Here is a 21,695-nt window from a genome sequence, read left to right as displayed (position 1 = left end):
CCCAGGCGCCGCGGCGCCGGCCCCCGACCCCCTGGGCGACCTGATCGCCCAGCACAGCGGCGGCCCGGGCGGCAAGACGCCTGCGCCGTCGCCTGCCGTGATCGCGCAGGCGCCGGCTCCCGCGGCTGCGCCGCGTCCTCCTGCCCCAGCGCCTGCGCCCGTTCCGGCCCCTGCCCCCATTGCCGCGCCCAACATCGCCACCTCGCGCCAGACCGACCGCATCATCATCGTGGCGCTGGACCCGGGCCACGGCGGCGAGGACCCCGGCGCCACCGGCCCCAGCGGCACGCGCGAGAAGGATGTGGTGCTCAAGATCGCCCACCTGCTGCGCGACCGCATCAACAACACCCGCATCGGCGGCAGCCCCATGCGCGCCTTCATGACGCGCGACGCCGACTTCTTCGTGCCGCTGGCCACCCGCGTCGAGAAAGCCCGGCGCGTTCAGGCCGACCTTTTCATCAGCATCCATGCCGATGCCTTCACCACGCCGGCCGCGCGTGGCGCCAGCGTCTTTGCGCTCAGCGACAAGGGCGCCTCCAGCACGGCCGCGCGCTGGCTGGCCAACAAGGAAAACCAGTCCGACCTCGTGGGCGGGCTGAACATGGGCTCGCAGGACCAGCACGTGCAGCGCATGCTGCTGGACATGAGCACCACGGCCCAGATCAAGGACAGCCTCAAGCTCGGCGGCGCCCTGCTGGGCGAGATCGGCAACATGGCCAAGCTGCACAAGCCGCGCGTGGAGCAGGCCGGCTTTGCCGTGCTCAAGGCGCCCGACATCCCCAGCGTGCTGGTGGAGACCGCCTTCATCAGCAACCCCGAGGAAGAAGCCCGGCTGCGCAGCAGCGCCTACCAGGTGCAGCTGGCCGACGCGCTGATGCGCGGCATCCGCAACTACTTCGCGCACAACCCGCCGCTGGCCCGCAGCCGCTCCGTCTGAGCCGCGAGGGTTGCCACAGGCACGGCGGCATGCCGTCCGCCGCCGCTGTCGGACAGGCAGGACCGGACGCTTCCAAACCGCCCGGCCCCAGCTCGGGCAACTCTCCTACCACGGCCGCAGGCCGTGAATGAGAGCATGCCAACATGTTCCACACAATGCTTGCGCCACCATCCATCCGCCGAAGCAACGCAGGCCACGACAGGAGATGAACATGAAGACACGCCTTTATTCCATTGCCGCCGCTGCCGCCATTGCCTTGTTCTCTGCCGGCTGTTCCACCAACCCCAGCAACGCCCAGATCGGTACCGGCGTCGGCGCCGTGGCCGGTGGTGTGGTGGGTGACGCACTGTTCGGCAGCACGCTGGGCACCGTGGGCGGCGCAGCCGCCGGCGCACTCATCGGCAACGAGGTGGGCAAGCGCAACGACCGCCGCTGACCCCTGCCGCCGCCGTTCGGCCACTGAACGAAAGAGCCCCTTGCGCCATCACGGCGCAAGGGGCTTTTTGCTGGGCGCTGAAGGCTCAGGAAGCCGTCTTGGGCGCGCGGCCCGCGCGCCATGCGCCGAAGATGGCGATCAGGCCCGGCACCAGGATCAGGCCCCAGATGATCTTCTCCAGGTTCTCGCGCACCCAGGGCAGGTTGCCGAAGAAATAGCCGGCGGCGCTGATGCCGAACACCCAGACAATGGCTCCGCCCACGTTGAAGGCCGTGAACTTGCCCCGGTCCATGGCAGCCACACCGGCCACGAAGGGGGCAAAGGTGCGGATGAACGGCATGAAGCGCGCCAGCACGATGGTGATGCCGCCGTAGCGCTCGTAGAACGCATGGGCCTGGTCGAAGGCACGCCGGTTGAACCAGCGCGAATCCTCCCACTGGAACACCTTGGGCCCTATGTAGCGGCCTATGGTGTAGTTGCACTGGTCGCCCAGCACGGCCGCCACCAGCAGCACGGTGCAGGCGATCGAATAGTCCATCAGCCCCACGCCGCACAGCGCGCCGACGATGAACAGCAGCGAGTCGCCGGGAAGAAAGGGCATGACCACCACGCCCGTCTCCACGAAGACGATGAGAAACAGCAGCGCGTACACCCAGGGTCCATAGGCCACGACGAAGGCCTCCAGGTGCTTGTCTATGTGCAGGATGAAGTCGATCAGGAACTGAATGATTTCCAAAAGAAGGTCCTCCGCGGCGGGCGCCGCACCGGCCCGTACTGTACTTCGCCGGCATGCCCCCACAGCCGAGCCAGAGCCGATCGCACCGCCGCGCACACCGGCGCTTGCATGGAACTACAAATGCTTGGAATCGCGCCTGTTTTGTTACACAACTTGATAAAACTCTACGAAAAACTCACGAGTGCGTCAGCTTTTTGCAGGCAAAGTCCTTGCATGCCGGCGGCACCGCCGGCCCGGCCTCACCACCATCATCAGGACAAAAGGAAGCAAGCCATGAACAAGACCCTTCGCACCTTCGAGCGCATGACTGAACGCAAGTCGGGCACCACCATGGGCCGCAGCCTGGCCGTCGCCGCCCTTGTGGCCGGCGCACTGGCCCTGGGCGGCTGCGCCCACCGTCCCAACAACGCGCAGCTGGGCACGGGCGTGGGTGCCGTGGCCGGTGGCGTGCTGGGCAGTGCCCTGTTCGGCACCACGCTGGGAACCGTGGGCGGCGCGGCCGCCGGTGCGCTGGTCGGCAACCAGATGGGCAGCAACAGCGACCGCGCCGGCCGCCGCCGCTGAGGCCGCGCGGCCCCGTCCGCTCTCATCAAAGAGTGCCCCCGGCTCTGGCCTTTGTGGCCGGGGACGCCTCTTGGAGCCGCCTGTGCGGCTCCTTTTTTTGCGCGTGCCCAAGGCACTCCGACCCCATTCCCACAGGCACCAAGCGGTGGATGCGAGCCCCTAGAATTGCCCTGTGAACGCATCCACCCCCTCCCCCGACACCCTTCCCCGCCGCCCTATCCGCGACCTGCCCGACGAGCTGATCAGCCAGATCGCGGCCGGCGAAGTCGTCGAGCGTCCTGCCTCGGTGGTGCGCGAACTCGTGGACAACGCCCTGGATGCCGGTGCCCGCCAGATCAACGTGCGGCTGCTGGCCGGCGGCGTGCGGCTGATCTCGGTGGAGGACGACGGCGGCGGCATCCCGCGCGATGAGCTGCCCGTGGCATTGCGCCGCCATGCCACCAGCAAGATCACCGATCTGCACGATCTGGAGACCGTGGCCACCATGGGCTTTCGCGGCGAGGCGCTGGCGGCCATCTGCTCGGTGTCGGAGGCGTCCATTCTCTCGCGCCCTGCGGGCCAGGACTCGGCCTATCTGCTCGACGCGCGCAGCGGCGAGCTGCGCCCCGCCGCGCGCAACCAGGGCACGACGGTCGAGGTCAAGGAGCTGTTCTTCTCCACGCCGGCCCGCCGCAAATTCCTCAAGAGCGATGCCACAGAGCTGGCCCACTGCATAGAGTCCGTGCGCCGCCATGCCCTGGCCCGGCCCGACGTGGGCTTTGCCATCTGGCACGAAGGCAAGCTGGTCGAGCAGTGGCGTGCCGCCGGCAGCATGTCGGACGAAGCCCTTGCGCGCCGCCTGGGCGATGTGCTGGGCGACGCCTTCGTGCAGAACTCCGTGACCGTGGAGCACTGGTCGGGCGCCGTCCATGTCACGGGCCGCGCGGGCATTCCCGATGCGGCGCGCTCCCGGCCCGACCACCAGTTCTGCTACGTCAATGGCCGCTTCGTGCGCGACAAGGTGCTGACCCACGCCTCGCGCAGCGCCTACGAGGATGTGCTGCACGGCCACAAGCAGCCCGTGTATGCGCTGTATGTGGAGATCGACCCCGCGCGCGTGGACGTGAACGTGCACCCCACCAAGATCGAAGTACGCTTTCGCGACAGCCGCGAGGTGCACCAGGCCGTGCGCCACGCCATAGAGAACGCGCTGGCCGCACCGCGTGCCGCCGCAGCAGCCGCTGCGGCTGCCGAAGAGGCCGCGCGCACGCCCGAGCTTGCGCCCGCCGCTGCGGCAGCGCCGGCCACGGCGCCCAAGGCATCCATGCCCGCCTGGCCCCAGGCCCGCATGAGCTTTGGCGATGAGCAAGGCGGCCACAAGGTCAGCAATATGGCGGGGCTGTGGGCCCCCATGCGCGAGGCCGCAGCCGCAACGGTTGCAAGTCCGGCCCAGGCCTTGGCCGCCGAGCAGCCAGCCGTGCTCGCCGTACCCGCTGTGCCCACTGCTGCCCTGGCCCCCGTCAGCTACGCGCCCCCGGCTTACGCGCCGGCCGTCCAGTCCCCGACTGCTGCCGTTGCCGAGCCTGCTCCTGCGGATTTCTCTGCGCCCCGCACATCATCCGCAGCGGCCCCGGCAGCGTCCGACGAGCCCGTCTGGCCCCTGGGCCGCGCCGTCGCCCAGATCCACGGCGTGTACATACTGGCCGAGAATGCCCAGGGCATGGTCGTGGTGGACATGCATGCGGCGCACGAGCGCATCGTCTACGAGCAGCTCAAGAATGCCGTCAATGCGGCAGAACAGATCCCCAGCCAGCCGCTGCTGATTCCCGCCACCTTCGCCGCCACGCCCGAGGAAGTGGCCACGGCCGAGGCCCATGGCGACACGCTGCAGGCGCTGGGCATGGAAGTCTCGCCCTTCTCTCCCAAGACCCTGGCCGTGCGTGCCGTGCCCGCCACCCTGGCCCAGGGCGATGCCGTGGAGCTGGCGCGCAGCGTGCTGGCCGAGCTGGCCCAGCACGACGCCAGCACCGTGGTGCAGCGCGCGCGCAATGAGATCCTGGCCACCATGGCCTGCCACGGCGCCGTGCGCGCCAACCGCCGCCTGACGCTGGACGAGATGAACGCCCTGCTGCGCCAGATGGAAGTCACCGAGCGCTCCGACCAATGCAACCACGGCCGCCCCACCTGGCGGCAGATGAGCATGAAGGAGCTGGACGCGCTGTTCCTGCGCGGCCGGTAAACCGCCCCGGCAACACTCAGTCGCGCATTTTTGCGAAGGCCGCGAGCTGCTCGTACTTGCGGTCTTCCTCGGCGATCAGGCGCGCCAGGTCCTCGCGGCCCGTGGCCGGCACCATGCCGGCATCTTCCAGGCGCTTGCGCACGGCGGGCTCGGCCAGCGCCTCCTGCAGCGCAGCGGTGATGCGCTGGGCCGTGTCCGCAGGCAGGGCGCGCGGCGCCATCAGCGCAAACCAGCCCACCAATTCATAGCCGCGCAGCGGTGCCAGCTCGGCCATGGCCGGAACCTGGGGCAAGGCGGACAGGCGCTGCGCGCTGGTGACCGCCAGCGGCACGATGCGCCCGCTCTGCAGGAACGGTTGCGCCGCCGTGGGCGAGAGCACGGCCAGGTCCAGGCTGCCGCCCGCCAGGTCGCTGGTCAGCGGCGCCACGCCCCGGTAGGGCACATGGGCGATGGAGATGCCCGCGCGCTGGTTGAGCAGCTCTCCCGCGAAATGCAGGGTCGATCCCACGCCCGAGCTGCCGTAGCTGAGCTTGCCGGGCTGGCGCTTCGCCAGCTCCAGCAGGTCGGCCAGGGTCTTCACGCCCAGGCCGGGGCGTGCGGCCAGGATCAGCGGGCTGGTGGCCACCAGGCCCAGCGGCGTGAAATCGCGGCGCCCGTCGTAGCGCTGCGCGGGGTTGACGATGCGCGTGGCCACCAGTTCGTTGCTGGCCCCCACCAGCAGCGTGTAGCCATCGGCCGGTGCCGAGGCCACGCGCTGGGCCGCAATGGCGCCGGCCGCCCCGCCCACGTTGTCCACCACCACCGTGCCGCGCAGCCGCGCGGCCAGCGCATCGCCCACCACGCGCGCCGCCAGGTCCACCGATCCACCGGCCGGGTATCCGACGACCAGCTTCAAGGGCTTGGCAGGAAAGCTGCCCTGAGCAGCGGCCGGCAGGACCAGCCCCAGCGCGGCCGCGCCCAGGAGGCTGCGGCGGCTCAGGACCTGGCGGGCCTCGGAGAAGAGAGGAAATGCAGTGCGCATGGTGGCAATCGCAGGTGAAGTCGTGAAAGGAATCCGGTGCGGGCGCAGCGCCTCAGGCGGCGGACAGAAAGCGCCGGGCCAGCTTCACCCAGTAGGTGGCGGCCAACGGCAGGATGCGGTCGTTGAAGTCGTAGCCGGGGTTGTGGACCATGCAGCCGCCCGTGCCATGGGTGTCGCCCACGCCGTTGCCCACGATCAGATAGCTGCCCGGGCATTGTTCGAGCATGAAGGAGAAGTCCTCGCTGCCCGTCAGCGGCTGCAGGCCGGGGATCAGCGCCTGCTCGCCCAGCCAGTCGCGCGCCACCTCGCGGGCGAAGGCCGTGCTGGCCGCATCGTTGACCAGGGCCGGATAGCGCCAGCGGTAGTCCACCACGGCCTCGGCCCCCAGCGTGGCGGCCTGGGCATGGGCCAGCGCGGTGATGCGTTCGCGCAGCAGGGAACGCACCTCGGGCCGGTAGGCGCGCACGGACAGGCGCAGCTCCACCTCGCCAGGGATCACGTTGGGAGCATCGCCGCCATGGATGGCGCCCACGCTGACCACGGCCATGTCGCGCGGATCGACATTGCGCGAGACCACGGTCTGCAGCGCCAGCACCAGGTGGGCCGCCGCCACCACCGGGTCGGCCGACAGGTGGGGCGCCGAGCCATGGCCGCCCTTGCCGCGCACGGTGATGATCACCGTGTCCGACGAGGCCATGAACGAGCCCTCGCGAAAGCCGAACTGCCCCTCGGCAAAGCCCGGCATGTTGTGCAGCGCAAAGATGGCATCGCAGGGGAAGCGCTCGAACAGGCCGTCCTCCACCATCTTGCGGCCGCCGCCCAGGCCCTCCTCGGCCGGCTGGAAGATCAGGTGCAGCGTGCCGTCGAAGCCGCGTGCCTGGGCCAGCTCGCGCGCGGCGGCCAGCAGGATGGCGGTATGGCCGTCGTGCCCGCAGGCATGCATGCGGCCCGCATGGCGGCTGGCGTAGGGCAGGCCGGTCTGCTCGTGGATGGGCAGCGCATCCATGTCGGCGCGCAGGCCCAGCCGGCGCGTGCCCGAACCGCAGCGCAGCGTGCCGACCACGCCCGTGCCTCCCAGCCCTCGATGCACTTCATAGCCCCAGGAGGCCAGGCGCTCGGCCACCAAGTCGCTGGTGGCGAACTCCTCGAAGGCCAGTTCGGGATGGGCATGCAGGTGATGGCGCAGGGCCACCATCTCGGCCTGCGTGGCACGAATGCCGGCAAGCACCGGATCGGCGGCTTCGGCCGTGGTGGAAACGGGCGGGTCAATGTTCATGCCCGCAGTCTAGGAAGCGTGGGCAGCGGGCGGAAGACCGCCAGCGCCTGCCCTGCCAGGCATTGCCTGTCATCCCCCGGCATGCGCCGATCACAGCAATGGCAGGGATGGCGGCCATGGCACGAAACCTGCAAGATCGGCTCATGCATTCCCAGCCCCACCTCGATGCCGGTCCCGCCATGAAGCTGCACCAGATGCGCTACCTCGTCGCCGTGGCCGGCTGCGGCAGCGTGCGCGCCGCGTCACGCGCGCTGGGCATCACCCAGTCGGCCATCACCCAGGCCCTGCGCGAGCTGGAGGAAGGCCACCGCCTTGCGCTGTTCGAGCGCCAGAGCAGCGGCATCGTCCTCACGCCGGCCGGGCGCACGCTGCTGCGCCATGCCCAGCTGATCACCGGGCAGATGGCCCAGGCCGAGGATGAAATGGCCCGCCTGCGCGACACCTGCGCCGTGGCGCGCCTGTCCGTGGGCGTGACGCCCTGGGTGGGCCAGAGCCTGCTGCCCCATGTGCTGCGCGCCTTCCGCGCCGAACTGCCCCAGGTGCGGCTGGAGCTGTTCGAGGGCCTGTCGGCCGTGGCCCATCCGCGCCTGCGCGAAGGCACGCTGGACCTGCTGATCGGCCGCGTGCCCTGGGGCCCCTCGGGCGGCGACCTGCACGGCACGCCGCTGTTCCGCTATGACGCCACCGTCGTGGCCCGCACGGGCCATCCGCTGGCAGGCGCCCGCTCGCTGGCCGAGCTGATGGACTGCGACTGGCTGCTCAACTACACGCCGCCTGAAGAAGACGACCTGGTGCGGCGCCTGTTCCTGCGCCACGGCCTGCCCGTGCCAGTGGGCCACATCCACCTGGTGCATTCGGCATCGCTGCTGCTGCACCTGATCGCGCACAGCGACATGCTCTCGTTCTGCCCCTGGCCGCTGATCGAATCGGGCGTGCCCCAGGGCACCCTGGTGCCGCTGTCCCTGCGCGAGCAGTTCGAGCCCCACACGGTGGGCGTGGTCCAGCGCGGCCACGGCCCCCTGCCCTGGGTGGCCGAGCGCTTCGTGCACCACCTCATGGAGCAGGTCCACGCCTGCCGCCACAGCCCGGACCCGGTGCTGCAGCGCGTGTTCCGCTCCATTGACGTGCTGGCCTGAGGGTGCCTCAGCGCAACGTGGCCTGGGCCACCGGCACGTTCGCCGATTCGTCGGCCGGCACGTCAGCCGGCACATCCCAGCCCCCGCCCAGCGCGCGGATCAGGCCCACGGCGGCCTGGTACTGCGCAGACTTCACCTGCAGTGCCTGGCGGCGGTTGCGCAGTTCGCTGCGGCGGGCATCCAGCAGGTCCAGCTGGCTGACGTAGCCATTGCGGTAGCGCGTGTCCGACAGGCTGGTGGCGCGCTGGGCGGCCACCACGGCCTGGCCCTGCACGGTGGACTGCTCCTGCAGGATGCGGATGGAAGACAGCTGGTCCTCCACCTCCTGGAAGGCCACCAGCGCCTGCTGGCGGTAGGCGGCCAGCGCGGCATCGAGCTGTGCGCCGGCAGCCTGCACGCCGGCCTCGCGCCGGCCGCCGTCGAACAGCGGCAGCGACAGCAGGGCACCCACGCCCCAGGAGCGCATGGACCACTTGAACAGGTCACCGACCTCGGGCGAGGCGTGGCCGGCCGCGCCGGTCAGCGAGATGCTGGGGAACCATGCCGTCTTCGCCACGCCCACGCGCGACTGGGCGGCGAACACGGCGCGCTGGGCGGCCGAGATGTCGGGCCGGCGCATGAGCACCGTGGCCGGCACTCCGGCGGGAATAGAAGGCAGTGCCGTGGTCCAGGCGCCTTCGCCCAGGCCGAAGCGCGAGGCCGAGTCGCCCACCAGCACGGCCAGCGCATGCTCGACCTGGGCGCGCTGGCGGTCCAGCGCCAGCGCGTCCGATTCGGTGGCCGACAGCTCGGCCTGGATGCGCGCCACGTCCAGTTCGGCAATGTCGCCGGCCTGCAGCCGCCGCTCCGACAGGCGCAGCGTGTCGCGGTAGGCCTCCACAGTCTCGCGCATCAGGGCGCGCTCGGCGTCCAGTGCGCGCAGTTGCAGATAGGTCTGTGCGACCTCGGCCTGCACGGCCAGCCGCGTGCTTTGCAGCAGGGCCTCGCGGCCCTCGGCGTCCAGCCGCGATGCGTCGGCCGCCTGGGAAATGCGGCCGAACAGATCGACCTCGTACGACAGGTTCAGCCCCGCATTGACCAGGGTGGCAGGCCGTGTGCCCGAGGCCTTGTCCAGCCCCGCGCCGCGCGTGGCCCCTGCGCCCAGGCCCAGTTGGGGCAGGCGCTCGGCATTGGCGCTGCGCGCCAGGGCGCGGGCCTCGGCCAGGCGTGCGGCCGCAGCCTGGATGCTCTGGTTGTTCAGCGTGGCCTTGTCCACCAGCGCGTCCAGCGCCGGATCGGCAAAGGCCAGCCACCATTGGCCGCGTGCCTGGGCTTCGGCGGGCAGGGCCTGGGTCCAGCCCGCCTGCGGCGCGGCGCCCTGCTCCTTGAAGGCGGGGGCGGCCGGCAGCTCGGGCAGGCTCTGGGACACGCTGGCGCAGCCGGCCAGGGCCAGCGCCGCCACCAGGGGCAGCAGACGCCTGGACAGTTTCGAAAGCGATGGGATCTTCATGATCGGTTCCTGTTTTTGTGGTGTGGGCTCATTCATGCTCGCCACGCGCGGCAGAGGGCATGGGCAGCGCGCCGCCACCCGAGGCATGGCCGTGGGCGGGTGCCTGTGCAGGGGCCTCTTCCTCCATCTCGGGCCCATGCTGCTTGAGCGGCCGGTTGCCTGCCAGGCGGCGCATCAGCACGTAGAACACGGGCGTCAGGAACAGGCCGAAGGCCGTCACCCCGATCATTCCCGAGAACACGGCCACGCCCATGGCACGGCGCATTTCCGAGCCGGCGCCCGTGGACAGCACCAGGGGCAGCACGCCCATGACGAAGGCCAGCGAGGTCATCAGGATGGGGCGCAGGCGCAGCCGGCTGGCCTCGATGGCGGCCTGTATGGGCGTGCGGCCCTCGAACTCCAGCTCCCGTGCGAACTCCACGATCAGGATGGCGTTCTTCGCACTCAGCCCCACCAGCACGATGAGCCCGATCTGCGTGAAGACGTTGCTGTCGCCGCCCGACAGCCAGACGCCGGTCATGGCCGCCAGCAGGCCCATGGGCACGATCAGGATGATGGCAATCGGCAGGGTCAGGCTTTCGTACTGCGCGGCCAGCACCAGGAACACCAGCAGGATGGCCAGCGGGAACACCAGCACCGCCGAATTGCCGGCCAAGATCTCCTGGTAGGTCAGGTCGGTCCATTCGAAGTCGATGCCCTTGGGCAGGGTCTCGGCCGCGATGCGCTTGATGGCGTCCTGTGCCTGACCCGAAGAGAAGCCCGGTGCGGCACCGCCGTTGATGTCGGCCGTGAGGTAGCCGTTGTAGCGCATGGCGCGCTCGGGGCCGAAGCTGGAATCCACCTTCATCAGCGCCGACAGCGGAATCATCTCGCCCGAGCTGGAGCGCACCTTGAGCATGCCCACGTCCTCGGCACGCGCGCGGTAGGGCGCGTCGGCCTGCACGCGGACGCTGTAGGTGCGGCCGAACTTGTTGAAGTCGTTCGCATACAGGCTGCCCAGGTAGATCTGCATGGTGTCGAAGATGTCCGTCACCGGCACGCCAAGCTGGCGCGCCTTGGTGCGGTCGATGTCGGCATACAGCTGGGGCACGTTGACCTGCCAGCTGGTGAACATGCCGGTCAGCTCGGGCGTCTGGTAGGCCTTGGCCATGAAGGCCTTCACGGCCGCGTCCATCTGGTCATAGCCCAGGGAGGCGCGATCTTCCAGCTGCAGCTTGAAGCCGCCCGTCGTGCCCAGGCCCGCCACGGGTGGCGGCGGGAACATGACGATGAAGGCGTCCTGGATGCCCGCGAAGGCCTGGTTGAGCTGGCCGGCCACGGCACCGCCGCTCTGGTCGGCGCGCTTGCGCTCGTCAAAGGGCTTGAGCGTGGCGAAGACGATGCCCGAGTTGGAGCTGTTGGTGAAGCCGTTGATGGACAGGCCCGGGAAGGCGATGGTGTCCTCCACGTTGGGGTTGTCCTTCATGATCTCGCCCATGCGGCGGATCACCTCGTCCGTGCGGTCCAGCGTGGCGCCGTCGGGCAGTTGGGCAAAGCCGATCAGGTACTGCTTGTCCTGCGCGGGCACGAAGCCCGAAGGCACGGCCTTGAACAGGCCGAAGGTCACGGCGATCAGCGCCAGGTAGATGGCCAGCATCAGCGCCTTGCGCGAGATCACGCGGCCCACGCCGCCGCTGTAGGCCTCGGAGCCCCGGTGGAACATGCGGTTGAAGCCGCGGAACAGCCAGCCGAAGGCCCGGTCCATGCCGCGCGTCAGCGCGTCCTTGGGCGCATCGTGGCCGCGCAGCAGCAGGGCCGCCAGCGCGGGCGACAGCGTCAGCGAGTTGATGGCCGAGATCACCGTGGAGATGGCGATCGTCACCGCGAACTGCTTGTAGAACTGGCCCGTGAGGCCGCTGATGAAGGCCAGCGGCACGAACACCGCCACCAGCACCAGGGCGATGGCGATGATGGGCCCGGACACTTCGCGCATGGCGCGGTAGGTGGCGTTGCGCGGCGTCAGGCCCGCCTCGATGTTGCGCTCCACGTTCTCGACCACGACGATGGCGTCATCCACCACGATGCCGATGGCCAGCACCAGGCCGAACAGGCTCAGCGCGTTGATGGAAAAGCCCAGCAGATGCAGCACGGCGAAGGTGCCGATCACCGACACCGGCACGGCCAGCAGCGGGATGATGGAGGCGCGCCAGGTCTGCAGGAACAGGATCACCACCAGCACCACGAGCACGATGGCCTCCAGCAGCGTGTGCACCACCGATTCGATGGAGGCGCGCACGAACTGCGTGGGGTCGTAGGCGATGCGGTACTCCAGGCCCTCGGGCATGTTCTTGTTCAGGGCCTCCATGGTCTTGCGCACGTTGGCCGAGATTTCCAGCGCATTGGAGCCCGGCGCCTGGAACACGCCCATGCCCACGGCCGGGTCGTTGTTCAGCAGCGAGCGCAGCGAATAGTCGGCCGCGCCCATCTCCAGGCGGCCGATGTCGCGCAGGCGGGTCACGGCGCCGTTGGCGCCGCTCTTGACGATGATGTCGCCGAAGTCCTCCTCGCTTTGCAGGCGGCCCTGGGCGTTGATGGACAACTGCATATCCACGCCCGGCAGTCCCGGCGAGGCGCCGACCACGCCGGCCGCAGCCTGCACGTTCTGGCCACGGATGGCGGCCACCACATCGCTGGCCGACAGGCCGCGCTGCGCCACCTTCTGCGGGTCCAGCCACACGCGCATGGCGTAGTCGCCACCGCCGAAAATCTGGATTTGGCCCACGCCCTCGATGCGCGCCAGCGGGTCCTTCACGTTCAGCACCGCGTAGTTGCGCAGGTAGTTGATGTCATAGCGCTGGTTGGGCGAGACAAGGTGCACCACCATGGTCAGGTCGGGGGCGCTCTTGACCGTGGTGATGCCCAGGCGGCGCACCTCTTCCGGCAGGCGCGGCTCGGCCTGCGAGACGCGGTTTTGCACCATCTGCTGCGCCTTGTCGGGGTCGGTGCCCAGGCGGAAGGTGACGGTCAGCGTCATCACGCCGTCGCTGGTGGCCTGGCTGCCCATGTAGAGCATGCCTTCGACGCCGTTGATCTGCTCTTCCAGCGGCGTGGCCACGGTCTCGGCGATCACCTTGGGATTGGCGCCCGGGTACTGGGCGCGCACCACCACGGATGGCGGCGCGACCTCGGGGTATTCCGAGATCGGCAGCCCGCCCATGGCGATCAGGCCGGCGATCAGCATCAGCAGCGAAAGCACGCCCGCGAAGATCGGCCGGTCAATGAAGAATTTGGATAGGTTCATGGTGTTTGGCTCCGCCACGGCAAGCGCGGCCCATGCCGCCTGCGGTCAGGCGGCATTTCAGAGGCAGGAAAGGTGTGCGGCTAGATCAGGACTTGGTTGCGTCAGCCACTTGTTCGGCTGCCTGCCGGGTGCCCGGCTGGCGGGCATCGGCCCGCGCATCCATGGACACCTCCTTGGGCGCGACCAGGGCGCCGGGGCGGATGTGCTGCAGGCCGTTGACCACCACGCGCTCGCCGGGCTGCAGGCCCTGGGTCACGTTGCGCAGGCCGTTCACCGAGGCGCCCAGCACCACCTCGCGGTAGACGGCCTTGTTGTCGCCGCCCACCACCATCACGTACTTCTTGCTCTGGTCCGTGCCGATGGCGCGCTCGCTGACCAGCAGCATGCTGCTGTCGCGCGCCTGGCCCATGCGGATGCGGGCGAACTGGCCGGGCATGAGGGCGCCGTCCTTGTTGTCGAAGGCGGCGCGCACGCGCACGGTGCCGCTTCGGGCATCGACCTGGTTGTCGATCAGCTGCAGCCGGCCCTCGAAGGGCGTGCTGCCGGCCGTGGCCGTGCCCATCTGCACGGGAATGCTGTCGATCCTGGCGCGGTTGCCCGCGCCGCCGCCCAGCTCCTTGAGCGCGCGCGTGATGACCTGCTCATCGGCATCGAAGCTCGCATAGATGGGGCTGACCGAGACCAGCGTGGTCAGCACCGGCGCGCCCGGGCCTGCGGCCACCAGGTTGCCCACGGTGATCTCGCGCTTGCCGATGCGGCCCGACACGGGGGCGCGCACCTGGGTGTAGCCCAGGTTCAGCCGCGCCGATTGCAGGGACGCCTGGGCCGCGCGCAGATTGGCCTCGGCCTCGCTGCCTGCGTTGATGCGCTCGTCCAGCTCGCGCTGGGCAATCGCCCGCTCGTCCCACAGGCGGCGTGCACGCTCCTGCTCGCTGCGCGCATAGGACTGGCGTGCCTGGGCCGAGGCCACCTGCGCTTCGGCCCGCTCGACCTCGGCCGCATACGGTGCGGGGTCGATGGTGATCAGCAGGTCGCCCTGCTTGACCAGCGCGCCCTCGCGAAAGTGCACGGCCTGCACGGCGCCGGCCACGCGGGAGCGGATGTCCACGCGCTCCACGGCTTCAAGGCGGCCCGAGAACTCGTCCCAGGCGGTGACCTCGCTTTCGGCGACCGTGGCCACCGACACAGGCGTGGCGGCGGGCTGGGCGCTGGCGGGCGCGTCATCGGCCTTGGCATCGAAGCCGTGCAGGCCGAACAGGCCGGCGCTGACGGCGAGGATGGCCGCAGCGGCGGCCGGCAGCTTCCAGCCCTTGCGCTGGGCCGAGGCGGAAGAAGAGGGTGAGGAGGATGAGGTGGATTGGGTGGACATGGTGTTTTTTGCGTAATTCAGGGAACACGATGCCCGCCCGGCGCCTGAACGCGCCGGGAAGGCGGAATCGAAATGGAAAAACGGGGGCAGCAAGGTTCGCCGGCTGCGGCGGCGCGGGGCCTAGCCCGGTGCTGCGGGCTTGTTCATGGTGGCCTCGAAGAAGTCGTGCACATGCTGGGACACGGCGGCGCTGCAGGCCGTACAGGCCTCGGCCTCGGACAGGGCCTGCGGCCAGTTCGACGCGCTGGGCAGCACATGGCTGCTGGCCGTCACGCCGGCCGCGCGCAGGCGGGCCGCATAGGCCTGGGCCTCGTCGCGCAGCGGGTCATCACCACCCACCAGCACCAGAGCCGGCGGCAGCTGGGCCAGGCGCAGCGAACTGCCGGGCACGGCATAGGGATGCATGGCGTCCTTGGGGCAGCTCAGGTACTCGCGCCAGCCCGTGGCCCAGCGGCATTCGCCGGCCTCGGGCGTGGCCTCGCGCTGCGAGGCGGTGCCGGTGCAGGGATCGAGCATGGGCGACACCAGGATCTGGCCTGCCAGCGGAGGGTGGCCCCGGTCGCGCGAGATCACGGCCACGGCGGCGGCCAGGTTGCCGCCGGCTTCTTCACCCGCGAGGAACAGCGGCGCGCCCTTGCCCGCCATCTTCACGCGGTGCTTGTACAGCCACTGCAGCACGGCGTAGCCCACCTCGATGGGCTGGGGAAACGGATGCTCGGGCGCCAGCGGGTAGGCCAGCGACACCACGACGGCGCCCGCCTCGGCCAGCAGCCGGCCGATGTAGCGCCCGTTGTCCAGCGTGCCGCAGACAAAGGTGCCGCCATGGAAATGCAGCACCAGAGGCGAAATCGTGCCGGGCCTGCGCTGGCCATAGGCGCGCGCAGCCACGGTGCCGTGCTCGGGCAGCTCGATGGAGAATTCTGTTTCGGCAATCTGCGCCCCGACGGCGGGGCCGTTCGGAGGCGACGAGGAAGTGGACATGGCGCGAACCTGCGGCAATGGTCGATGGTTGGAATATAGGCGGCGCCGGCCATGTCTGAAATAGCAACGCAGCCATCGCTCTGTTTCCGTTTCACGAACAATCGCCCGACATGGCGCGTGTGAGAATTCCGCCGAGCCGGCATTCCCTTGCCGGGCGCTGCAGGAGCATCTTTCCATGGACCAGATCCAGGCCATGCGTGTCTTCGTTCGCGTGGTGGAAGCCGGCAACTTCACCCGCGCCGCCGATTCGCTGGACCTGCCCAAGGGCACGGTCACCAAACAGATCCAGGCGCTGGAGGCGCGCGTGCGCGTCAAGCTGCTCAACCGCACGACGCGGCGCGTCACCGTCACGCCCGATGGCGCGGCCTACTACGAACGCGCGGCACGCCTGCTCAACGACTTCGACGATCTCGAAGCCAGCATGGTCAACACCCAGACCGCGCCCAGCGGGCGGCTGCGGCTGGACGTGGGCAGCTCCATGGCCCGGCTGATCATCATTCCGGCGCTGACCGAATTCTGCGAACGCTATCCCGACATACAGATCGACCTGGGCGTGGGCGACCGCCTGGTGGACCTGATCAGCGACAACGTGGACTGCGTGATCCGCGGGGGCGAGCTCAGCGACCAGTCCCTGGTGGCGCGCCGCATCGGCTCGATGAACTGGGTCACCGTGGCCTCGCCCGCCTACCTGGCACGCCATGGCGTGCCCCAGCATCCGTCCGAACTGGATACGAAGCACCAGATCGTCGCCTTCTTCTCGGGCCATACGCGGCGCATGTACCCGCTGGAATTCCAGCGGGGCGATGAATCCATCGAGGTGTCGGGCAACTACCGCATCGCGGCCAACGACAGCAATGCCTACACGGCCGCCGTGCTGGCGGGCTTTGGCATCGCGCAGCTGGTCACGGCCTTTGCCCAGCCGCTGATCGACAGCGGCGAACTGGTCGAGGTCCTGCCCGATTGGACCCAGCCGCCGCTGCCCATACACGTGGTCTACCCGCCCAACCGCCACCTCAGCGCCAAGGTGCGGGCCTTCGTGGACTGGGCGGCCGACCTGTTCGCGCGCCATCCCCAGCTGCAGCGCAGCTGAAAGGCCGGCGATGGGATGGCCGGGCGGGCCCAAGCCCCGTCCGGCTGCAAGGCCTTCCTAGCCACTCTTCATGTCAGCGGGCATGGCGCCAGCCATTCCCATTCGCCATGACCATGCACGCCACCGGATACGGCCGATCCAGGAGCCTGCCTGCCCGCCCACTGCTGCACGCAGCCTTCTGCCATGCACCAAATACCGTCAACCCCCTCTGAAGATGCACCGAAACACGGCACGAAGGCACCAAGCTCGGGCGCCGTTCACCAAAACGATGCATGACGGCATAACTTTTAGGCATAATCTTGGTTTGCACTCACCCCTTCCCGCAGCCGTTTTTAGTCAGAGGTTTTTTCCATGAAGTACGAGTCCGTCGGCCAGTTCCTTGATGAAGTCGCGCAACGCAATCCCGGCCAGCCCGAATTCCTGCAAGCCGTCACCGAAGTGATGGAAAGCCTGTGGCCCTTCATCGAGAAGAACCCCAAGTACGCCGAGCACGGACTGCTGGAGCGCCTGGTCGAGCCCGAGCGCGTGGTCATGTTCCGCGTGAGCTGGACCGACGACAAGGGCCAGGTGCAGGTCAACCGCGGCTTCCGCATCCAGCACAGCATGGCCATCGGCCCCTACAAGGGCGGCCTGCGTTTCCACCCCTCGGTCACGCTGTCCGTGCTCAAGTTCCTGGCGTTCGAGCAGACCTTCAAGAACGCGCTGACCACGCTGCCCATGGGCGGCGGCAAGGGCGGCTCGGACTTCGATCCCAAGGGCAAGAGCCCCGCTGAAGTCATGCGCTTTTGCCAGGCCTTCGTCACCGAGCTGTTCCGCCACGTGGGCCCGGACACCGACGTGCCGGCAGGCGACATCGGCGTGGGCGGCCGCGAAGTGGGCTTCATGGCCGGCATGTACAAGAAGCTGTCCAACAGCGCCGCCAGCGTGTTCACGGGCAAGGGCCTGTCCTTCGGCGGCTCGCTGATCCGCCCCGAAGCCACCGGCTACGGCACCGTCTACTTCGCCCAGGAAATGCTGGCCACGCGCGGCCAGTCCTTCGCAGGCAAGACCGTCTCCATCTCCGGCTCGGGCAATGTGGCCCAGTACGCCGTGGAAAAGGCCATGCAGCTGGGCGCCAAGGTGGTGTCGGTCTCCGACTCCTCGGGCACCGTGTATGACCAGGACGGCTTCACCACCGAGAAGCTGGCCATCCTGATGGACGTGAAGAACCACCGCTACGGCCGCGTGGACGAGTACGCCAAGCTGGTGGGCGCAGAGTTCCTGCGCGGCAAGACGCCGTGGCACCTGAAGGTGGACGTGGCCCTGCCCTGCGCCACGCAGAACGAACTGACCGAGGAAGATGCCAAGGTGCTGATCGCCAACGGCGTGGTCTGCGTGGCCGAAGGCGCCAACATGCCCTCGACCATCGAAGCCGCCAAGGCCTTCGAGAAGGCCGGCGTGCTGTACGCACCGGGCAAGGCCAGCAATGCCGGTGGCGTGGCCACCTCGGGCCTGGAGATGAGCCAGAACGCGGCCCGCCTGTCCTGGCCCGCCGAGGAAGTCGATGCCCGCCTGCTGCAGATCATGCAAGGCATCCACGCCGCCTGCCTGAAGTACGGCAAGCGCGAGGACGGCACGGTCAGCTACATCGACGGCGCCAACATCGCCGGTTTCGTCAAGGTGGCCGACGCCATGCTGGCCCAGGGCGTGATCTGAGCATCAGCGCTCCCCACCCCTGACGAAAGCCCATGCAGCCTGCTGCATGGGCTTTTTTCATGGAAAGAGATGGATTCGCGCGCCTTACCTGTCGCGCACCGCATCGGCCAGCGCCGCCCAGGCCTTGAGCGTCAGCGCATGCGTGAAGGCCGCGCCCGCCACCGGGTGCGATGACAGCTTGACCACCACCATCTGCGCGGCCGGGTTCACGTGGATGAACTGGCCGTGAATGCCGGCGGCCTCATAGGCGCCATCGGCGTTGTGCAGTACCCACCATTGGTTGCGGTAGCTGTAGCCGGGCCGCGCGGCCTGGATGCCGCGGAACTTGAACTGCTCGCGGTCGCCGCCGCGCGCAATGTCGTCCAGTACCGCCTTGTCGAAGATCTTGTGGCCGTTGAAGCTGCCGCCCAGGCGCAGCATCTCGCCCACGCGCGCCAGGTCACGCGCCGTGGCGTTCAGGCCCGCGCCCTGCAGCGGCGTGCCGGTGCTGTCCACCATCACATAGGCGTCTTCCTGCATGCCCAGCTTCTGCCAGATGTTCTCGCTCATGAGATCGCTCCAGCGCCGGCCCGTGACGCGCGAGACGATCCAGCCCAGCACCTCGGAATGCACGGTGCGGTAGACAAAGCCCTCGCCATGCGTGCCTTCCTTGGGCAGCGTCTTGAGGAAGTCGTACACATTGGTCGGCCCCGCGTAGCCGGGCGGACGCGGCAGCATGCCCGAGGCCCAGGAGTAGCCGAAGATCTCGGTCCTGGGGTCGGTGTAGTCCTCGCGAAAGCGCACGGCGCCCGTCATGTCCATGACCTGGCGCACCGTCATGTCGCCCCAGGCAGAGCCTTCCAGCTCGGGCACGTATTTCGTGACCAGGGCCTGGGGGTCGATGCGCCCGTCGTGGGCCAGTTGCGCGGCCATCAGGCCGGTGAACGATTTGGTGACCGAGAACAGCAGGTGGGGCGAGCTGGCCTGCATCTGGTTCTGGTAGCGCTCGAAGACCACCCGCCCCTTGTGCAGCACCACGATGGCATCGGTATAGGTGCGGTCCAGCCACTGGTCCACGGTGATGGGCTGGCCCTTGTCGTCGTCAAAGCGCAGGCCGCCCAGGGCCATGGGCGCTTCGGGCAGTGCCGAGGGCGCCGCCGCGCCGCGCCGGATGTTCTGCGTGGGCTGGATTTCGCGCAGGTGCTGCACCACCCAGCGCAGCTGTGGATAGCGGTAGCCGTTGGACACGTCCACGCGCTTGTCGGCGGCCGGCGGAAAGCCCTGCATCAGCCCCAGTTGCTCCAGGCGCACGCTGTCGGGCGGCGGCAGCGCGGGCGCTGCGGGGGCCTGTGCCTGGGCCGCCACCCAGCCGGGCAGTAGCACCAGCAGGGCCATGGCATGCCGGGAACGCCGAAAGAGCGGACTGACCATCGTTGTCTCCTTGGTTTTTGGAAACGGCCAGTCTTGCAGAAAGCCCTCGGCCGGTCACGGGTGTTCGCCCACCCGCAGGCCGCAAGGCTGTCGTCTGCGCGACGAAGGTTTTAGTGGGGCATTCAGCGGCGCATCAAGGCCGCATCGCACCAGCGCTGCGCCACGGCCGGAGAAGTGGTGCAGACCGTGTCGTGCGTCACCGTGGTCACGGCGCGCTCCAGCAGCTGGATGTCGGCCTCGTGCTGGCGCGCCACATGCGGGTCCTCGAAGAAGATCACGCGCTGGCAGCGGCGGTCCAGCACCAGGTCGGCGATCTGCGCATCGCCGCCCAGCGGGCCGCTGTTGTAGCGGTCCACCCAGGGCCGGTCCTCGGGCCAGCCACGGCTCCAGGCCATTTCGTTGAGGCGCTGGCCCGTGGTGCCCGTGCCCACGCGCCGGCCAAAGCGCGACAGCAGCTCGAAGTTGCGCGCCGCGAAATCCAGCATGGTGGGCTTGAGCGCATCGTGGGCGATCAGCGCCAGCGTCTGCTGTGCGTAGTCGTGAAAGCGCTGCGCACCGGCATCCTTGGGCAGACCTGCCTGGATGCGCTCCATCTCGACCCAGTCCCGCGCCGAGGCCACGGTGGACAGGAAGGGCTTGCCATGGATCACGCACTGGCGCTTGAGCGCCACGGCCTCGGGAAAGATGGAGGACGGATCCACCGGGTCGGTGAAATAGATGGCCCCGTCGATGGTGCGCTCGTCACCTTCCACGCCCACCACCTCGGCCACCAGTTTCATCAGCCCGCCTTCGCGGCCATAGGGATAGCGGCGCAGGCCCCGGTAGGACGCCAGCATGCCGGCCGCCTGGATGGCATCGAAGGTGCGGCCCACGGCATGCAGGCCCAGCTGCAGCTCGCGAATGCCGGACTCGCAGGCGCGCAGCCAGCCGAACAGTGCGGCATCCTCGGTTTGGTGGTGGATTCGGTTGGCGGCCAGGCCCAGGCGTATCGGCATACAGGTTCACTCATCAACAGTGGGGAGAGGCCCGTGCAGCCAGGACAGCCTGCGGACCAACGGCAAGAATAGCGCCAATCCATGACAGCGCCGGCCGGCACGGCAGCGGCGCTGAACTTTTGGCCGGCCCGTGCATCCATTGTTGCGTCATGCCCTCACTGCTTTCCCACCTGTGGCCCCGACGGCGCCTGCACCGGCTCACGGCAGCGCTGGGCGTGGCCGCGCTGCTGGCGGCCAGCGGCTGCTCCGTTCTGGATACCAAGCAGCGCGAATGGATCTTCCAGCCCAGCGACCGCAGCTGGCCCGGCGCCAACACGGCCGGCATGGAAGATGTCTGGATCGACATGCCAACGCAGGACGGCGCCCGCCTGCATGCGCTGTGGCTGCCCCAGCCGGCCACGGCCGGCAACGCCCCCGTGCTGCTGTACCTGCATGGCGCGCGCTGGAACGTTGCCGGCTCCTCGCCGCGCATCCGGCGGCTGCACGAGCTGGGCTTTTCGGTGCTGGCCATCGACTACCGGGGCTTCGGCAAGAGCAGCGCCGGCCTGCCGTCCGAGGAATCGGCCGCCGAGGATGCCCGCGCCGGCTGGGACTGGCTGGGCCGGCACGCTCCGGACCGGCCGCGCTTCATCTTCGGCCATTCACTGGGCGGCGCCATCGCCATTGACCTGGCGCGCAGCGTCCAGGATGAGGCCGGCGTCATGGTCGAGGCCACCTTCACCAGCATTCCCGACGTGGTCCGCAGCTTCCGCTGGGGCTGGCTGCCCGTGGGGCCGCTGATCACGCAGCGCTTTGCCTCCATCGACAAGGTGGCCGGCATAGGCTCGCCGCTGCTGGTCGTGCACGGCAGCGCCGATCCGCTGATCCCCGCCACGCTGGGCCGCCAGTTGTTCGACGCTGCCAGCGAGCCCAAGCGCTTCGTGCTCATCGAAGGCGGCAACCACCACAACACCCAGTCGCGCGCCATGGAGCAATACCGGCAGGCGCTGGACGAGCTGTTCGGGCTGCGCCTGCTCGCACAGGCGCCCACCGCGCCAGCAAGCCCGCGCTGAGCGGCGCAGC

17 protein-coding genes are annotated in these 21,695 nt (G+C 69.2%); 8 read left to right on the top strand and 9 right to left on the bottom strand.

Annotated features, from left to right (window positions below):
* Together GRX31_RS08240 and GRX31_RS08235 are read left to right on the top strand one after the other, a co-directional pair.
* On the top strand, nucleotides 1-937 hold a 937-nt coding region (locus tag GRX31_RS08240), incomplete at its 5' end, for an N-acetylmuramoyl-L-alanine amidase (protein WP_202396520.1).
* Between the two features lie 211 nt (nucleotides 938-1,148).
* A complete protein-coding gene (locus GRX31_RS08235) occupies nucleotides 1,149-1,373 on the top strand; it encodes a glycine zipper domain-containing protein (RefSeq protein WP_016447665.1) in 225 nt (74 codons plus the stop codon).
* Between the two features lie 85 nt (nucleotides 1,374-1,458).
* On the opposite strand, the gene GRX31_RS08230 is transcribed toward GRX31_RS08235, so the two are convergent.
* Nucleotides 1,459-2,109: a DedA family protein gene (locus GRX31_RS08230; protein ID WP_016447666.1), complete on the bottom strand. Its 651-nt coding sequence runs from the start codon at nucleotides 2,107-2,109 to the stop codon at nucleotides 1,459-1,461.
* A 273-nt stretch (nucleotides 2,110-2,382) separates the two neighbouring features.
* On the opposite strand from GRX31_RS08230, the gene GRX31_RS08225 reads away from it, so the two are divergent.
* Nucleotides 2,383-2,673 carry a glycine zipper 2TM domain-containing protein gene (locus GRX31_RS08225; protein WP_016451238.1) on the top strand — a complete coding sequence of 97 codons (291 nt, stop codon included), beginning with the start codon at nucleotides 2,383-2,385 and terminating at the stop codon, nucleotides 2,671-2,673.
* Nucleotides 2,674-2,845: 172 nt separating this feature from the next.
* A complete protein-coding gene (gene mutL, locus GRX31_RS08220; protein WP_160852144.1) occupies nucleotides 2,846-4,891 on the top strand; it encodes a DNA mismatch repair endonuclease MutL in 2,046 nt (681 codons plus the stop codon).
* 16 nt (nucleotides 4,892-4,907) lie between these two features.
* On the opposite strand, the gene GRX31_RS08215 is transcribed toward mutL, so the two are convergent.
* A complete protein-coding gene (locus tag GRX31_RS08215) occupies nucleotides 4,908-5,912 on the bottom strand; it encodes a Bug family tripartite tricarboxylate transporter substrate binding protein (protein WP_160852142.1) in 1,005 nt (334 codons plus the stop codon).
* A 52-nt stretch (nucleotides 5,913-5,964) separates the two neighbouring features.
* Nucleotides 5,965-7,188, bottom strand: a complete 1,224-nt coding sequence (locus GRX31_RS08210; RefSeq protein ID WP_160852141.1) for a M20 aminoacylase family protein — start codon at nucleotides 7,186-7,188, stop codon at nucleotides 5,965-5,967.
* A gap of 116 nt (nucleotides 7,189-7,304) precedes the next feature.
* Between GRX31_RS08210 and GRX31_RS08205 the strand changes: the two genes are divergently transcribed.
* Nucleotides 7,305-8,324, top strand: coding sequence for a LysR substrate-binding domain-containing protein (locus tag GRX31_RS08205; protein WP_160852139.1), 1,020 nt, complete (start codon nucleotides 7,305-7,307; stop codon nucleotides 8,322-8,324).
* Nucleotides 8,325-8,331: 7 nt separating this feature from the next.
* On the opposite strand, the gene GRX31_RS08200 is transcribed toward GRX31_RS08205, so the two are convergent.
* The 4 genes from GRX31_RS08200 to GRX31_RS08185 all read right to left on the bottom strand — a co-directional run bounded on the left by GRX31_RS08200 (nucleotide 8,332) and on the right by GRX31_RS08185 (nucleotide 15,443).
* Nucleotides 8,332-9,813: an efflux transporter outer membrane subunit gene (locus tag GRX31_RS08200; RefSeq protein WP_160852137.1), complete on the bottom strand. Its 1,482-nt coding sequence runs from the start codon at nucleotides 9,811-9,813 to the stop codon at nucleotides 8,332-8,334.
* A 28-nt stretch (nucleotides 9,814-9,841) separates the two neighbouring features.
* Nucleotides 9,842-13,093, bottom strand: coding sequence for an efflux RND transporter permease subunit (locus GRX31_RS08195; RefSeq protein WP_160852135.1), 3,252 nt, complete (start codon nucleotides 13,091-13,093; stop codon nucleotides 9,842-9,844).
* A gap of 85 nt (nucleotides 13,094-13,178) precedes the next feature.
* Complete coding sequence (locus GRX31_RS08190; RefSeq protein ID WP_016447674.1) at nucleotides 13,179-14,462, bottom strand: efflux RND transporter periplasmic adaptor subunit; 1,284 nt, start codon at nucleotides 14,460-14,462, stop codon at nucleotides 13,179-13,181.
* A gap of 120 nt (nucleotides 14,463-14,582) precedes the next feature.
* A complete protein-coding gene (locus tag GRX31_RS08185; protein ID WP_047326652.1) occupies nucleotides 14,583-15,443 on the bottom strand; it encodes an alpha/beta hydrolase in 861 nt (286 codons plus the stop codon).
* Between the two features lie 175 nt (nucleotides 15,444-15,618).
* On the opposite strand from GRX31_RS08185, the gene GRX31_RS08180 reads away from it, so the two are divergent.
* Entirely contained in the window at nucleotides 15,619-16,533 is a 915-nt protein-coding gene (locus GRX31_RS08180; protein WP_074921010.1) for a LysR family transcriptional regulator, read from the top strand.
* A 351-nt stretch (nucleotides 16,534-16,884) separates the two neighbouring features.
* Nucleotides 16,885-18,228, top strand: a complete 1,344-nt coding sequence (gene gdhA / locus GRX31_RS08175; RefSeq protein WP_016447677.1) for an NADP-specific glutamate dehydrogenase — start codon at nucleotides 16,885-16,887, stop codon at nucleotides 18,226-18,228.
* 84 nt (nucleotides 18,229-18,312) lie between these two features.
* Here gdhA and GRX31_RS08170 read toward each other — a convergent pair whose 3' ends face one another.
* Together GRX31_RS08170 and GRX31_RS08165 are read right to left on the bottom strand one after the other, a co-directional pair.
* A complete protein-coding gene (locus GRX31_RS08170; protein WP_160852134.1) occupies nucleotides 18,313-19,638 on the bottom strand; it encodes a serine hydrolase domain-containing protein in 1,326 nt (441 codons plus the stop codon).
* Between the two features lie 122 nt (nucleotides 19,639-19,760).
* Complete coding sequence (locus GRX31_RS08165) at nucleotides 19,761-20,633, bottom strand: methylglyoxal synthase (protein ID WP_016447679.1); 873 nt, start codon at nucleotides 20,631-20,633, stop codon at nucleotides 19,761-19,763.
* Nucleotides 20,634-20,782: 149 nt separating this feature from the next.
* Here GRX31_RS08165 and GRX31_RS08160 point away from each other — a divergent pair, with 149 nt between their 5' ends.
* On the top strand, nucleotides 20,783-21,685 hold the full coding sequence (locus GRX31_RS08160; protein ID WP_017406694.1) for an alpha/beta hydrolase: 903 nt from the start codon (nucleotides 20,783-20,785) through the stop codon (nucleotides 21,683-21,685).
* Nucleotides 21,686-21,695 lie beyond the last annotated feature (10 nt).

The organism is Delftia sp. CH05 (assembly GCF_009827015.1).
GTDB lineage: Bacteria > Pseudomonadota > Gammaproteobacteria > Burkholderiales > Burkholderiaceae_C > Comamonas > Comamonas tsuruhatensis.
The sequence above is the reverse complement of the archived record's forward strand: the minus strand, read 5'-3'. Positions and strand labels throughout refer to the sequence as shown.